Raw genomic sequence first — 14148 nt, 5'->3', positions numbered from 1 at the left:
GCCGCAAATGACACAGAGCAAGCCGAAGACGGAGCAAATAAAGAAGGAAGCCATTGCACTGCGCACGGAAATCCTGCGTATGCTCAATAAAGCCGGATCAGGGCACCCGGGCGGTTCCCTTTCCATGGTCGAAATCCTTCTGGGTTTATTTGATTACGCTTTGAAGTACGATCCCAAGAATCCCGAATGGGAGGGACGTGATCGTCTGATTCTTTCCAAGGGGCACGGCTGTCCCGCGCTCTACGCGATTTTGGCTTTGCGCGGTTACTTTCCGCTCAAGGAATTAGCCACGCTGAGAAAATTGGGGTCGCGTTTGCAGGGACATCCCCAGCGCGGTTTGCCCGGGGTGGAGATTGTTTCCGGTTCTCTGGGCCAGGGTGTTTCCGTGGCTCATGGGATGGCCTTGGGGGAGCGTCTCAACGGTAAGGACACGCGCATTTGGTGTATTTGCGGGGATGGCGAAATGCAGGAAGGCCAGGTTTGGGAAACAGCGATGTCTGCGGCGCACTACAAGCTCGATCATTTCCATGTGATCGTCGATGCCAACGGTGTGCAACAGAACGGGCCTGTTAAGAATGTGATGAATATTGAGCCCTTGGCGCAGAAGTGGGAGGCCTTTGGGTGGAAGGCCTTTGAAATCGACGGGCACGATATCGAGCTCATCCTCGGCACCTACGAAAAAATGATGCAGGTCAAGGGGCAACCCACGGTGCTGATCGCCCGCACGGTCAAGGGCAAAGGTGTTTCCTTTATGGCGGGAAACCACAAATGGCACGGGGTGGCCCCGAATGACGACGAATTGGAAAAGGCGCTTGCTGAAGTGGGAAAGGGGATCTGAGGCAATGGGTGACGCGGCAACCGCAAAGACTTCGGTAGCAAAGAGCAAGAAGCCGACGCGGGACGGATTTGGGGAAGGCCTGCGCGAGCTGGGGAATCTCCGGCCGGAGGTTGTGGCCGTGAGCGGGGATCTTGGGGACTCGACGCGCGCCAAGTGGTTTGGAGATGAACACCCGGAGCGTTTTTTTGAGGTAGGAATTGCCGAGCAGAATTTAGTGAGTACGGCCGCGGGCTTGGCCCTGACGGGTAAAATCCCTTTTGCCAATTCCTTTAGCGCTTTTATCACGGGCCGGGCATGGGAACAAATCCGGATATCGGTGTGCTATATGGATGCGAATGTGAAGATTGTGGGTTCCCACGGAGGGCTTTCAGTGGGCCCGGACGGCGCGACTGCAGAGGCTCTGGAAGATATTGCCGCCATGCGCATTCTCCCCCGCATGACAGTTATCGTGCCCTGTGATGCGGAACAGGCGCGAGCGGCCACCCTGGCTTTGGGCGATCATGTGGGACCGGCCTACTTGCGCTGTGGCCGGGCCCCGGTGCCGGTTTTGACCAATCCGGAGACAGAGTTTGAAATCGGTAAGGCGCGCCTGGCGCGCGAGGGTGAGGACCTCACCCTTGTGGCTTGTGGTGTGACAGTGTATTTCGCGCTTCTCGCAGCCGAAGTCTTGAGCAGGGAAGGGATCGAAGCCCGGGTTTTGGATATGCACACGATCAAGCCTTTGGATACAAAGGCTCTGGCCGCTGCTGCGGAAGAAACCGGGGCTCTCTTGAGCGTGGAAGAACACACCATTCATGGCGGTTTGGGGGGTGCGATCGCAGAGTGGTTGGCCCAGAACGCGAACGTGCCTTTCAAGATCATGGGCGTGCCGGACAAATTCGGCCAATCCGGTGAATTTGAAGAATTGGTCGAGGTCTACGGTTTGGGGCCGGACAGTATTGCGAAAGAGGCCCGCAAGATCTGCGCCCGGAAGGGGTAAAGGTTTTGAGGACAAAGTGCCTCGATGCCCCGGCAAAGTTGAACTTAGCCTTGTTTGTCCTCGGAAAGCGCGGGGACGGGTACCACGAACTTTTGACGCTCTTTGAACGGCTGGATCTGTGTGATTCCCTGAAGGTGGGTTTGGACCCTCTGGGTCCAGCGGGGGTTGCTCTTCAATGCAGCGCGCCCGAATTGGAAGGCCCTGGGAATTTGGCTTATCGGGCTGCCGGGGCTTTTCTCAGTGCAGCAGGGATCGAAGCGCAGGTTGAGATTGAGCTCGAAAAGAGGATTCCTGTGGCCAGGGGTTTGGGCGGGGGGTCCTCCGATGCGGCCGCTGTGCTCAAGGCACTCAATGAATTGGCGGGATTTCCTCTTAAGGCAGAGGCCCTTTGGAACTTGGGGGCCGGCCTGGGAGCGGACGTGCCCTTCTTCCTCCGAGAGAGCCCGTGGGCGCTGGGCCGGGGGCGGGGTGATGAGATCGAGGCTCTGGAGTTGCCGTGGGAACTGAAACATCTTTTGGTGGTGCCGGCGATTGGACATTCGACGCCGGAAGTATACGGGGCTCTGGATGCCGGAGTTCATCGCGACAGAGTGCCTCCCGAATTTGTCGAAGCACTTTGCCGGAAGGATCTTGAGCAGACTTTGAGGACTGCGGCAAATGATCTGGAGAAAAGCGCGGTGATCTCTGAAAAGGGTGTGGTGCCGGAAATCCTGAAGTGGGTGCGAAGCCGGGGTTTGAGTCAGGCGAGAATGTCCGGCAGTGGTTCAGCCGTGTTTGCAGTGCTTGAAAAGAATGAAAAAGTCGGGGCTATGGTGGAGGACCTTGAGTCCAGAGGCCTCGGGCAAGCGTTTGTAGTGCAGACTCAGTTAGGAAGCTGAGGTCGTCATGGCGATCCGCCACTATTTATGGCGGAGAAGCCATCTTTGCGGAACAAAGATCCTTTCGCCCTTCCGTGGCAAAGCTTAGAAGGGCTCAGGATCAATTCCAATTGTAAGTTACGCAATTTCATTTCGTAACTTACATTGTCATTGATTTGCCCGGTGGTGTAATTGGTAACACATCTGATTTTGGTTCAGACGTCCAAGGTTCGAGTCCTTGCCGGGCAACCAATGCATCGGGACTGAAAGTCAGACGCGGGAAGGTAAATAGTGGCGAATCCATCAAAACTGGCAGTATTGATTTTGGCTGCGGGCAAAGGGTCCCGTATGAACACCGACGTGCCCAAGGTACTGACCAAGGTCGGGGGCCGGCCCATGATTCAGGAGATTCTTGAAAAGGCCGGGGGACTCCAGGCAGAGCGCACGGTGGTGGTTTTGGGGCATCAGATTGACGTGGTGCGTCCCTTTTTACCGGAATATGTGGAAGTGGTCCGGCAACAGGAGCTCTTGGGCACCGCCCATGCCGTGAACGCGGCGCGCAGCGCCTTCGAGGGTTTTGAGGGCGATGTGATCATCATGTACGGCGATACGCCTTTCCTTATGGAGGGAACCATCTCCAGGATTGTGGAGCGCCATAATGAGTCCGGAGCCGCGTGCACTCTGTTGACGGTTGAACACCCGGATCCCAAGGGCTACGGGCGAATCGTACGGGCCGAAGACGGAAGAGTTCTCTCGATTGTGGAGGAACTCGATGCCACTGAGGAACAGCGTGATATCCACGAAATCAATGTGGGCCTTTATTGTTTCCGGCGCCGTGACCTCTTTGAAGCCTTGCAGGAGGTCAAAGCCAATCCGCGCAAAGGCGAATACTATTTGACGGATGTGATTGAGATTTTGGGGAGCAAAGGCGTATGCGTGGAGGCAGTGAAATCCAAGGACGCGCTGGAGGCCTTTGGGGTGAACTCCCTGGAGGATTTAGAAAAGGCCCGGAACGAAATGGCCAAGAAGGGGCAAAATGGACAGTGATCTAGCAATCTTTACAGGGAGTGCCAATCCGGGACTGGCAATGGAGATTGCCGAGACCATGGCTGGGAGTACAGCCGATGCATTGGTTGGGCGATTTAGCGAAGGGGAGATTCGGCTCAAGATCAACGAAAACGTCCGCGGCAAGGATGTCTTTGTGGTCCAGCCGACTTGCAGCCCGGTCAATGACAACCTGATGGAATTGCTGATCATGATGGACGCTCTGAAGCGTTCCTCTGCGCGCCGCATTACCGCAGTCATTCCTTATTACGGTTATGCGCGTCAAGACCGCAAAGACCAGCCCCGCGTGCCCATTACTGCAAAGCTGGTGGCCAATCTCATTACCATTGCCGGGGCATCCAGGGTTTTGACCTTGGACTTACACGCTCAGCAGATTCAAGGTTTTTTTGATATTCCTGTGGACCATCTGTATGCGGTAAACGTGTTTGCGGAACATCTCCACACGCTCGGACTCAAGAACCCGGTGGTGGTGAGTCCTGATGTGGGAGGAATTAAGATGGCACGCGCGTATGCTAAGCGCCTGAGTGCCCCTCTCGCTGTAATCGATAAAAGGCGGCTTAGTCCGGAAAAGGCGGAGGTCATGAACCTCATAGGCGAGGTCAAGGGGCGTCCTGTAGTGATTGTGGACGATATTGTGGCTACGGCCGGTTCTTTGTTGGAGGCCTGTAAGGCCCTCAAAGAGAACGGCGCCGGGGACATTTACGCGACCATTACTCATCCTGTGCTTTCGGGCAACGCGCTTGAAAGGCTGGATGAAGCTCCTCTTAAGTCTCTGGCAGTAACCAATAGTATTCCTCTCAGTGAGGAAAAGAGAAAACACCCCAAAATCAAGCAGCTTTCAGTGGCGCAGCTTTTGGGGGAGGCGATCCATAGAATTCACAATGAAGAGTCAGTGAGTAGTCTGTTTGACTGATGTAGGAGAAGAATCATGGCTGTATACGATCTAGCTGCAAGTCTGAGAGATTTGGCCGGGAAAGGCCCCGCCAAGAAAATGCGACGGGAGGGGCGGATTCCCTGTGTTGTTTATAGCAAGGACCATGAGGCAGTAGGCTTGAGTGTGGATACTCGAGAGTTTCAAAGGGCCTTGCGCACCGAGGCCGGTGAAAATGTCATTATTGAGTTGGCCTATCCCGAATCCGGTAAATCCAAAAAGCACAATGTCCTCGTCAAAGAAATCCAGGAGCATCCCGTGAGCGGGGGCATTCTCCATGTGGATTTTGTGGGGATCGATCTCAAGGAAAAGATTCAGGTCAGTGTTCCGGTTGCCATAAAGGGTGCGGCTGTGGGTGTGAAGCGCGACGGAGGGGTGATGGAACACGTGATGTGGGAAATTGAGGTCGAGTGTCTTCCCACGGCGATTCCTTCAGAAATCCAGGTGAATGTGTCCGAGCTCGGGATGAACGAGGCCCTGCATGTAAAGGACTTGAAAATGCCCGAAGGGGTTGAGTCTCTGGAGGATGCAGATGCGGTTGTCGTGACGGTGGTTCCGCCGAGAGCTGAAGAGGCCGCTGCCCCGCTCGAAGAGGGTGAAGAGCTTCAGCAGCCGGAAGTCATCGGCGAGAAGAAGGAAGACGAAGAGGCCGCTTCGGAGAAAGAGTAGTGAAAATGATCGTGGGTCTGGGCAACCCCGGAAGGCGTTACCAGAATACACGCCACAATATTGGTTTTATGGTGATGGACCGGATCTTTCAGTCGGTACCCGCGCAGCAGCGGGGGACTTGGAGATTCGAACACGAAGCGGAAACCTCGGACGTGCATTGGCAGTCCGGGAAAGTAAAACTGGTCAAGCCACAGACCTTTATGAATCTTTCGGGGATATCTGTGGCAGCTCTCCTTCGCTACTACAAACTCGGTAGTGAAGAGTGCATGGTGATCTGTGACGATGTGAATCTGCCACTCGGAAGTTTGCGATTGAGGCCCGAGGGTTCGGGCGGCGGCCATAACGGTTTGGCATCGGTGATTCAGCATTTGGGTACAGAAAATTTCGCCCGTCTGAGACTGGGTGTCGGACCTGCGCCTGAGGAGTTGGCCCTGGAGGATTTTGTACTTCAGCAGGTCAGCCCAGAAGGGATCCGGTCCTGGCAGGATCAGGTCGAAGATGCGGTAAAGGCTTGTTCAATGTGGTTGAGCGAGGGGATTGATAAGGCAATGAATGTGTTCAATAAAAGGCACACGGAGTGAGGCTATGAGCGAAGTGAATACTCGATTCTATGAGGGCATGCTGATTTTTCGCCCCACTTTGTCTGAGGAAGAGCTCGAGACGGCCGTTAAGGGCGTCGAAAAGCATCTGACCAAAGCGGGTGGACAAATAGTTGAAACACGGATGTGGGGTAAGCGCAAATTGGCCTACCCCATCGCACGACACAAGGAAGGAGTCTACGTGCTGTTCTACTTCAATGCGCCGACTTCGATTATTTCTGGAGTAAAGCGCGCCGTGAAGTTGAACGAAGACGTGATTCGTGAACTGATCACAGTCACTACGGAAAATGAGCTGAGCAAAACTGCGATTTAAGCTTGAGGAGGAATCAAGGTGGCCAATCTGAATCGTGTCTTCCTGATCGGCAATCTCACGCGTGATCCTGAGTTGAGATATGTCAGCAGCGGTACGGCCGTGGCGACTTTCGGCATGGCGATTAACCGGCCTTATACCACTCAATCCGGCGAGAAACGCGAGGATACGTGCTTTGTGCGTATCGTTGTGTGGGGGAGGCAGGCCGAGACGTGCAGCCAGTATTTGAACAAGGGTAGCTTGGTTTTTGTAGAAGGAAGGCTTGTTTACCGCACTTGGGAGAGCGAGGGACAAAAACGCTCGGCTCTGGAAGTGCGCGCCGACCGGGTCCAATTCCTTGGGCGCACCGGAGGGCGGGAGGACGGCTCCGGCTCTGATAGCGCCGGCGCTGATTACTCACACGCCCCTGTTGAAACTGAGGCGAGCTATTCCGAGGCCCCGGATGATGGTTGGAAATCCGGCGGCGATGATGTGCCGTTTTAGTTGAGCGGCTAAGAGAAGTGGAGGATAGACAGCAGTGAGAAGAATAAAGCGAACGGCCCGTATTAGTCGTAGGCCTAGACGCCGCAAGGTGGTTAATCTTCCTGTTGAGGAGATTGATTACAAGGATGTGGCCAAGCTGCAAAAATTTACGACAGAGCGGGGCAAGATTATCCCCAGTCGTATTTCCGGTCTCCCGGCAAAGCAGCAGAGGCTGATTACGCGAGCGATCAAGCGTGCCAGGCAAGTGGCGTTGTTGCCCTACGTAAGAGTGTAGCTTTGCCCAAAGCTGTCATCCCCGCGGAAGCGGGGATCTGGTTGGGTAAGTAGATTCCTCCGCCATGAACCGTGGCGGACGAAGGACACAAAGGTGAACCATGAAAGTTGTACTGACTGAGACTGTAGAAAACCTCGGTGAGGCAGGTGAGGTTGCAGTTGTCAAGGACGGGTATGCGCGTAACTTTCTGATTCCCCGTGGATGGGCCCTTAAGGCCACCGAAGGGAATATCCGGGTTGCGGAGCGCCGCCGCAAGAAAGTTTTGAACGCACGGCAGAAGGAACTTGAGGCGGCGCAGAAGCTGGCTGATGAATTGGCCAATGCTTCTTGCACGATCAAAACCAACTGCGGTGAGGACGACAAGCTTTATGGATCCGTGACTGCGGCCGATATTGCTGAGGCGTATGCGGAGCAAGGAATTTCTTTGGATCGGCGCAAGATTGAACTGGAAGATCCAATCAAGGCCTTGGGTGTGTATCAGGTTCCCGTGAAATTACATCCCGAAGTGACTGCAACCCTCAAAGTCTGGGTTGTGAGAGTTTAATTTGACCCTACAGACCCTACAATCAGCGGTTGAAAGAATACCGCCTCAGAATGTCGAAGCAGAGGTTGCTGTATTGGGATCGATGCTTCTTTCGGACGAGGCGGTTGCTATTGCAGTGGAAGTTCTGGATGAAAAGAGCTTCTATCTGCCGGCTCACCAACGGATTTATGCGTCTATGGTGGAGCTCTATAGGCGCTCTAAGCCGATTGATTTGGTCACGCTTGTTGATGAACTCAAGAAGAAGGGCCATGTTGAGGCTGTCGGCGGGGCGAGCTATTTGGCGGAACTCTCCGCAGCTGTGCCTACGGCTGCTAATTGCCATCAATATGTGCAAATTGTCCGCGACAAGCAGGTCCTGCGCTTTTTGATCTCGACTGCCACTCAGGTGGTGAACGAGAGTTTTTCGACAAGCGGGGATGTGGGCGAGCTGTTGGACCGTGCGGAACAGATGATCTTTGACGTGAGCAAGAGCTCGGTCAAGGGTACTTTTGTGGCGGTCAAGGACATTATCCGCAACAGTATTGAGACCATCGACAATCTCTATCAGAACAAGAGCTATGTCACAGGTCTGGCGACCGGCTTCAAGGATCTGGACGGAATCACCTCCGGATTTCAAAAGTCGGATTTGGTTGTCGTGGCGGGCCGTCCTTCGATGGGCAAGACGGCCTTTGCCCTGAGTATTGCGGAGCATGCGGGTGTGGAACTGCAGCGTCCTGTGGCTCTTTTTAGTCTGGAAATGTCCAAGGAGCAGCTGGTTCAGCGCCTCTTGTGCAGCCAGGCGAAGGTAGATGCCCACAAGGTGCGCACTGGGTTTCTTTCCGAACAGGACTGGTACAAGCTGACGCAGGCTGCAACCCGGCTTTCCGAAGCCCCCATCTTCATTGACGATACACCCAATGTTAGCGGGCTGGAAATCCGGGCCAAGGCCCGGCGTTTGCAGTCGCGCCATCAGATTGAGCTCATTGTGGTGGACTATATCCAGCTTATGAGGGGCGGTGCAAGGGCCGAGAGCAGGCAGCAGGAGATTTCAGAAATCTCCCGGTCTTTGAAAGCATTGGCGCGCGAACTGGGGGTGCCTGTGATTGGCATCAGCCAACTTTCCCGTGCCGTGGAGTCCAGGCAGGACAGGAGGCCTCAGCTATCCGACTTGAGGGAATCCGGCGCCATTGAGCAAGATGCCGATGTTGTCATCCTGCTTCTGAGGGAAGAATATTACAATCCGACCGAAGAGAATAGAGGCAAAGCAGAGGCTATTGTCGCCAAACAGCGAAATGGTCCGGTGGGAACTGTTCAACTGGCTTTCTTAAAGGAATGTGCTCGTTTTGAAGACATATCGTTTCAAACTACCTGAGTTTGACAGTACAGATCAGGCATGCTAAGGTCCATCCTTGTGAAGAATTATCGTTTACTTATTCTGGGGGCTTATCTTCTGGCAATTGGCAGTCTGATTCCGGAAGCTCTTTCTCAAACTGCGGGAGACTCTTCCGGGGGTCCGGTCGTGCGGGAAGTGATTGTCTCCGGGCAAAGAGCGACGAGTTCAGATACGATCCTGGCGCGCGTTAAAACACGCCGCGGAATTCCCTTCTCAGAGACTGTTCTGAATGAAGACCTTAAGCGAATCTACGCGATGGGTTTTTTCACCGACGTGAGCATTGACGTCAAGGAAGAAACCGACGGCGTCTATGTGACCTTCCTTGTTGTCGAAAAGCCCGTATTGAAGGAAGTCCAATTTGAGGGTAACCGGCGGATTCGATCAGCCCGCCTGCAGAAATTGATGCTCTCTGTGGCCGGCGAATTTTTGAATTTGAAGCAGCTTAAGGAAGATGTTGCACAGATTAAGCAGCATTATATAGAGAAGGGCTACGCGGATGTCAGTATTTCTTACGACTATCAGGTCAATGCTCCGACGAACGAGGCAACAGTTTATGTTTTAGTCGACGAAGGTGTCAGGTTGCGGGTCAAGGCGATTGAAATCGCCGGTAACCATACGTTTCCCGACAAGAAGATTTTGAAAATCATCAAGACGAGGAAGGCTGCTTGGTTCCGTTCAGGGGTGCTGAAGCAGGAAACCCTTGAGGAAGACCTGCTGAGGATCGAGGCTTTCTACCGGTCTGAGGGATTTGCCGATGCCGAGGCCGAGTCTGTTTCTGAACCGGATCCGACCGGAAAGTGGATCGTAACGAAGATCAATATCATCGAGGGCCGGCGGTATCAGTACGGGAAATTGAGTATTACAGGCAACGAGGTCTTTCCTGAAACAGAATTGAGAGAGACGCTGGCGGCAAAGCAGGGAGACTATTACAGCGAAGACTCTTTGCGGGTTCAGGTCAACCGTATCAAGGGATTCTTTTTCGAAAAGGGATATATCGCTGCGCGGGTCCTGCCGGATACCCTGCTGAACGAAGACACCGGCCAGGTGGACATTGTTTTTCAGGTTATGGAAGGGGAATTGAGCTATGTTCACAAAATCAACATTCACGGCAATACCAAGACCAAGGACAAGGTCATTAGGCGTGAGTTGCGTGTCAATCCTGGCGAGCGGTTTGATGGAAAGAAGCTTGAGCGCAGCAAACAGCGTCTCGATAACCTTGGGTTCTTTGAAGAAGTCCGTTTCGATACCACAGCCACTGACGACCCGAAGTATCGGGATTTAGAGGTAGAAGTCCGCGAGACAAAGACCGGCGAGGTGAGTTTTGGCGCCGGCTTCAGCTCAGTCGATGCCTTTGTGGGCTTTGCTGAAATTGCCCAGAAGAATTTCGACATATCGAATTGGGGGAACTTTACCGGAGCGGGGCAGGATTTACGGTTTCGTTTGGAACTGGGCAGTACCCGAAGTGATTTTGAGATCAACTTCACCGAGCCTTGGTTGATGGATCGACCGCTTGCAGCCGGATTCGATCTCTATAACCGGACTCAGCTTCGAAGCGGCACTTCAGGTTTTGCTTACGATGAGGAACGGCGCGGCGGCGATATTCGTTTGAGCCGGGAAATCGGGGAATACCTGAATGCTTCGACACTTTACCGTTTGGAGCAGATTCAGATTTCGGATATTCCTGCCGGCGCTTCACAAGACTTTAAGGACGAAGAGGGGCAAAACCGGGTCAGTGCTGCGGAAGTCGGTTTGACTTGGGATACCCGGGACAGCCGGTTCAATCCAACAGATGGCCTGATGCTTTTTGGGTCTGCCGGATTGGCAGGCGGCCCTCTTGGGTTTGATAAGGATTTTACCCGGTATCAGGCTACGGGAATGGTCTACAAGACATTCTTTGATCTGTTTACTTTTCAATTCCGGGGTCGTGCCGGAGTGACACAGGCCTTCTCGAATACGGAAACAGTCCCGATTTACGAGCGGTTCTTCCTGGGTGGGGCCAATACGGTTCGCGGCTTTCAAGAGCGGGATATCGGCCCCCGGGATGTTTCCGGCGATGTACTCGGGGGGGAGTCCGTTGTATTTGGAAGTATAGAAATGACATTCCCGCTGGTGGAGAATCTGAAGGGGGCGGTTTTTACCGATGCCGGTAATGTTTGGCAAAAAGCAGATCAGATCGGAAGCGGGGGTTATCAGTATTCGGCTGGCCTGGGTGTGCGTATCAAGACCCCTATCGGGCCGGTTAAGCTCGACTACGGTTATCCGTTGAATCCGGACGATAATCAGGATGACAGCGGAAGGTTCCACTTCTCAATGTCCAGAGGGTTTTTCTAATACTAGGGAAGTCTTTAGGGAGGAAACAACATGCGGCAGAGATGGCTGGCAGCTTTGGTGGTATTTGTGGTTGGATTGGGGTTGGCTTCTCCGGGCTATGCGATGGCCAAGATCGGCTATATGAATGTGGGCAGAGCCTTTGAGAATTACCAAAAGACTAAGGACCAGGAGGCGACTCTGGAGGCCCTTTCAAAGAAGAAGGCGGATGAGCGAGTGGGCCAGGTGGAGATGATCCGGGATATGCGAAGCGAGCTCGAGCTTCTTTCTCCGGATGCTCGGCGAGGCAAAGAGCAGGAAATTGAAAATGGACTATTGGCTTTGAAGGAATTTGATAATCAGAGTCGCCAGGATCTTCGTGAACAGCACGACACGATGGTTCGCGAAATTCTCGAAGAAATCAATGCAGCTGTAATCGACTACGCTAAGAAAGAGGAATTCGCATTCATTTTCAATGAGCGGGTTCTGCTGTTTGGCGAAGAGGCAAACGATATTACCGACCCCGTTCTTCAGATTCTCAATGAAGGATACAAGAATGATAAGTAAGACTTTGAGAGAAGTCGCAGAGATCGTCGAGGGCGAAGTAATCGGTGATTCCTCGGTTGTCATTACCGGTATCTGCGGCATTAAGGAGGCCCAAGAGGGAGATCTCACTTTTGTGGCAAACTCCCGCTACTGGCCCCTTATGAAACACACGAAAGCATCTGCGATAATCGTTTCGCGGGAGGTGGAGTCCGCGACGATGCCGATCATCCGCACGGACAATCCTTCTCTGGCATTCGCCAAGATGGTGAGTTTGATTGCTCCCAATGAAGTGCATCACCCCCAGGGGATCCACCCTACAGCTGTGATCGGAAAGAACGTCAAGCTGGGCAAGGATGTGGCTATCCAGGCTTATGTGGTTGTGGAAGACAATGTCGAGATCGGGGACCGGAGTGTGCTCTACACAGGGGTGTACCTAGGGCACCACACGCAGTTGGGTGAAGATGTATTGGTCTATCCGCATGTGATAATCCGTGAGCGTGTTTCGATAGGGAATCGCGTCATTATCCATAGCGGGTCCGTTGTCGGGAGCGATGGTTTTGGTTTCGCAACAGTTAAGGGTGTACACCACAAAATTCCGCAGATTGGAACTGTGGTTATTGAAGATGATGTGGAAGTCGGGGCCAATGTGACGATTGACCGTGCGCGTTTCGGAGTCACCTTCATCGGCAAGGGGACCAAGATTGATAATCTTGTGCAGATCGCTCACAATGTGACCATCGGAGAGAATTCTATTATCGTTTCCCAGTCCGGTATTTCGGGAAGCACGACAATTGGTAAGAATGTTACGATTGCCGGGCAATCAGGAATCGTGGGACACATTACCATAGGGGATAATGTTGTAATCGCCGCGCAAGCAGGCGTAACAAAATCCATTGAAGCCAACCAATTTGTTTCCGGGTATCCGGCCAAACCACATGCGCAGGCCAAGCGAATTAATGCCATGGTCCAACGTTTGCCCCGTTTGGCCCGGGACCTGGAAGAACTTCAGAAGAAGGTCGACGATCTTGAACACAAGAGTCACTCACCAGCAGACGATCAATAAGCCGGTTAGCATTAAAGGTGTAGGACTGCATACGGGGCAAGAGGTCACTTTGACCCTGAAGCCGGCGCCTCCCCGAACCGGTGTGCAATTTGTGCGTACGGATTTGCCTAACCGGCCCGTCATCCCTGCCTTGGTTGAAAATTTGGTTGATCTCTCCCAGTCACCTCGCCGGACCTCGGTGGGGATCAATGGCGTGGAGATCCACACGATTGAGCATCTCATGGCCAGCTTGTGGGGGCTCAATATTCACAATGTTTTTGTAGAAATCAACGCAGAGGAATTGCCGGGGATGGACGGGAGTGCCGTGCCCTTTGTCCAGGCCCTTCGCGATGCGGGAATCAATCCCCAGACTGCGCCGGCCACCACTTTTTATGCGCGGGAACCGATTTGGGTGGAGGACTCGGCACGCAGGTGCTTCTTGGCCGTACTCCCGAGCTCGGAGCTGCGGGTTTCGTATATGCTGAGTTATGACCACCCGCTGTTGCATGCACAGTACGCTTCTTTTGGCCTGAGTAACGGTGTTTTTGAAAGTGATATTGCCCCGAGCCGCACGTTTTGCTTGCAGCGAGAAGCCGATGAGCTGCGTAAGCTTGGTTTGGGCAAGGGCGCAACTTATGAGAACACTCTTGTGCTCGGGAACGACGGGGTTATCGACAACAATCTTCGATTTGAAAATGAATTTGCCCGTCACAAGGTCTTGGATCTTTTGGGCGACCTTTCCCTGCTGGGCTTCAATCTAGTGGGCCATATTGTGGCCATCCGTAGCGGTCATCCGCTCAATATCCAGTTTATTCAGAAAGTAGCCTCGGCACACAAGCGTTCGCGCGATGCTGCTTTGTATCCGGGTAAGGCGCAGCCGGGCGCCACGGCCATGGACATCAACGTGATCAAGCGAATTCTGCCGCACCGCTATCCTTTTTTGTTGGTAGATAGAATCACGGAAATCGATCCGCTCAAGCGGGCGGTTGGAATCAAGAACGTTACCATCAACGACAATTTCTTTGCAGGCCATTTCCCCGGGCGTCCGGTTATGCCGGGCGTCATGATCATCGAAGCACTGGCTCAGGTTGCCGGGGTGCTTTTGCTCAATAGCGCGGAAAACTCTAAAAAGTTTGCTTACTTTGCGAGTGTTTCCAAGGGCAAGTTCAGAAGGACCGTGGTTCCGGGAGATCAGCTTTTCTTGGAGGTGGACGTGCTCAAGATCCGCCCGAGGACGGGACTGGTTTATGGCAAGGCCCTGGTGGACGGAAAGGTCGTTGCCGAAGCGGAGCTGATGTTTAGTCTGGTGGATGGCTAGTCCCTTCTTCCGGT

At 53.6% G+C, this 14148-nt stretch carries 16 protein-coding genes and 1 tRNA gene; all 17 read left to right on the top strand.

Going from position 1 to position 14148, the window contains the following annotated elements; genetic code table 11:
* Positions 1–7 precede the first annotated feature (7 nt).
* The 17 genes from JW937_02640 (at position 8) to JW937_02560 (ending at position 14134) form a co-directional block, all read left to right on the top strand.
* Positions 8–838 carry a transketolase gene (locus tag JW937_02640; protein MBN1586308.1) on the top strand — a complete coding sequence of 277 codons (831 nt, stop codon included), beginning with the start codon at positions 8–10 and terminating at the stop codon, positions 836–838.
* Between the two features lie 4 nt (positions 839–842).
* The gene (locus JW937_02635) at positions 843–1817 is read left to right on the top strand and encodes a transketolase family protein (GenBank protein MBN1586307.1); all 975 of its coding nucleotides are present in this window, start codon (positions 843–845) and stop codon (positions 1815–1817) included.
* Positions 1818–1822: 5 nt separating this feature from the next.
* Positions 1823–2695 (top strand): 4-(cytidine 5'-diphospho)-2-C-methyl-D-erythritol kinase, encoded by an 873-nt coding sequence (gene ispE / locus JW937_02630; GenBank protein ID MBN1586306.1) that lies wholly within the window; start codon positions 1823–1825, stop codon positions 2693–2695.
* Positions 2696–2851: 156 nt separating this feature from the next.
* A tRNA-Gln gene (locus JW937_02625) sits at positions 2852–2926 on the top strand.
* Between the two features lie 39 nt (positions 2927–2965).
* A complete protein-coding gene (locus JW937_02620) occupies positions 2966–3721 on the top strand; it encodes an NTP transferase domain-containing protein (GenBank protein MBN1586305.1) in 756 nt (251 codons plus the stop codon).
* Entirely contained in the window at positions 3711–4652 is a 942-nt protein-coding gene (locus tag JW937_02615) for a ribose-phosphate pyrophosphokinase (protein MBN1586304.1), read from the top strand. Before JW937_02620 ends, JW937_02615 begins: the two co-directional genes overlap by 11 nt.
* A 15-nt stretch (positions 4653–4667) precedes the next feature.
* A complete protein-coding gene (locus JW937_02610; GenBank protein MBN1586303.1) occupies positions 4668–5339 on the top strand; it encodes a 50S ribosomal protein L25 in 672 nt (223 codons plus the stop codon).
* Complete coding sequence (locus tag JW937_02605) at positions 5339–5920, top strand: aminoacyl-tRNA hydrolase (GenBank protein MBN1586302.1); 582 nt, start codon at positions 5339–5341, stop codon at positions 5918–5920. The genes JW937_02610 and JW937_02605 overlap by 1 nt, the downstream gene beginning before the upstream one ends.
* Positions 5921–5924: 4 nt before the next feature.
* Positions 5925–6251, top strand: coding sequence for a 30S ribosomal protein S6 (gene rpsF, locus JW937_02600; GenBank protein ID MBN1586301.1), 327 nt, complete (start codon positions 5925–5927; stop codon positions 6249–6251).
* A gap of 18 nt (positions 6252–6269) precedes the next feature.
* A complete protein-coding gene (locus tag JW937_02595) occupies positions 6270–6731 on the top strand; it encodes a single-stranded DNA-binding protein (GenBank protein ID MBN1586300.1) in 462 nt (153 codons plus the stop codon).
* A 61-nt stretch (positions 6732–6792) separates the two neighbouring features.
* Complete coding sequence (locus tag JW937_02590; GenBank protein ID MBN1586299.1) at positions 6793–7005, top strand: 30S ribosomal protein S18; 213 nt, start codon at positions 6793–6795, stop codon at positions 7003–7005.
* Positions 7006–7105: 100 nt separating this feature from the next.
* The gene (locus tag JW937_02585) at positions 7106–7549 is read left to right on the top strand and encodes a 50S ribosomal protein L9 (protein MBN1586298.1); all 444 of its coding nucleotides are present in this window, start codon (positions 7106–7108) and stop codon (positions 7547–7549) included.
* A 1-nt stretch (position 7550) separates the two neighbouring features.
* Positions 7551–8900: a replicative DNA helicase gene (dnaB, locus tag JW937_02580; protein MBN1586297.1), complete on the top strand. Its 1350-nt coding sequence runs from the start codon at positions 7551–7553 to the stop codon at positions 8898–8900.
* Between the two features lie 21 nt (positions 8901–8921).
* A complete protein-coding gene (gene bamA, locus JW937_02575; protein MBN1586296.1) occupies positions 8922–11252 on the top strand; it encodes an outer membrane protein assembly factor BamA in 2331 nt (776 codons plus the stop codon).
* A gap of 30 nt (positions 11253–11282) precedes the next feature.
* Complete coding sequence (locus tag JW937_02570; GenBank protein ID MBN1586295.1) at positions 11283–11795, top strand: OmpH family outer membrane protein; 513 nt, start codon at positions 11283–11285, stop codon at positions 11793–11795.
* Entirely contained in the window at positions 11785–12837 is a 1053-nt protein-coding gene (gene lpxD, locus JW937_02565; protein MBN1586294.1) for a UDP-3-O-(3-hydroxymyristoyl)glucosamine N-acyltransferase, read from the top strand. Before JW937_02570 ends, lpxD begins: the two co-directional genes overlap by 11 nt.
* A complete protein-coding gene (locus JW937_02560; GenBank protein MBN1586293.1) occupies positions 12800–14134 on the top strand; it encodes a bifunctional UDP-3-O-[3-hydroxymyristoyl] N-acetylglucosamine deacetylase/3-hydroxyacyl-ACP dehydratase in 1335 nt (444 codons plus the stop codon). The genes lpxD and JW937_02560 overlap by 38 nt, the downstream gene beginning before the upstream one ends.
* The last annotated feature ends 14 nt before the right edge of the window (positions 14135–14148 follow it).

Source organism: Candidatus Omnitrophota bacterium (assembly GCA_016929445.1).
Lineage (GTDB): Bacteria > Omnitrophota > Gorgyraeia > JAFGIU01 > JAFGIU01 > JAFGIU01.
The sequence above is the reverse complement of the archived record's forward strand: the minus strand, read 5'-3'. Positions and strand labels throughout refer to the sequence as shown.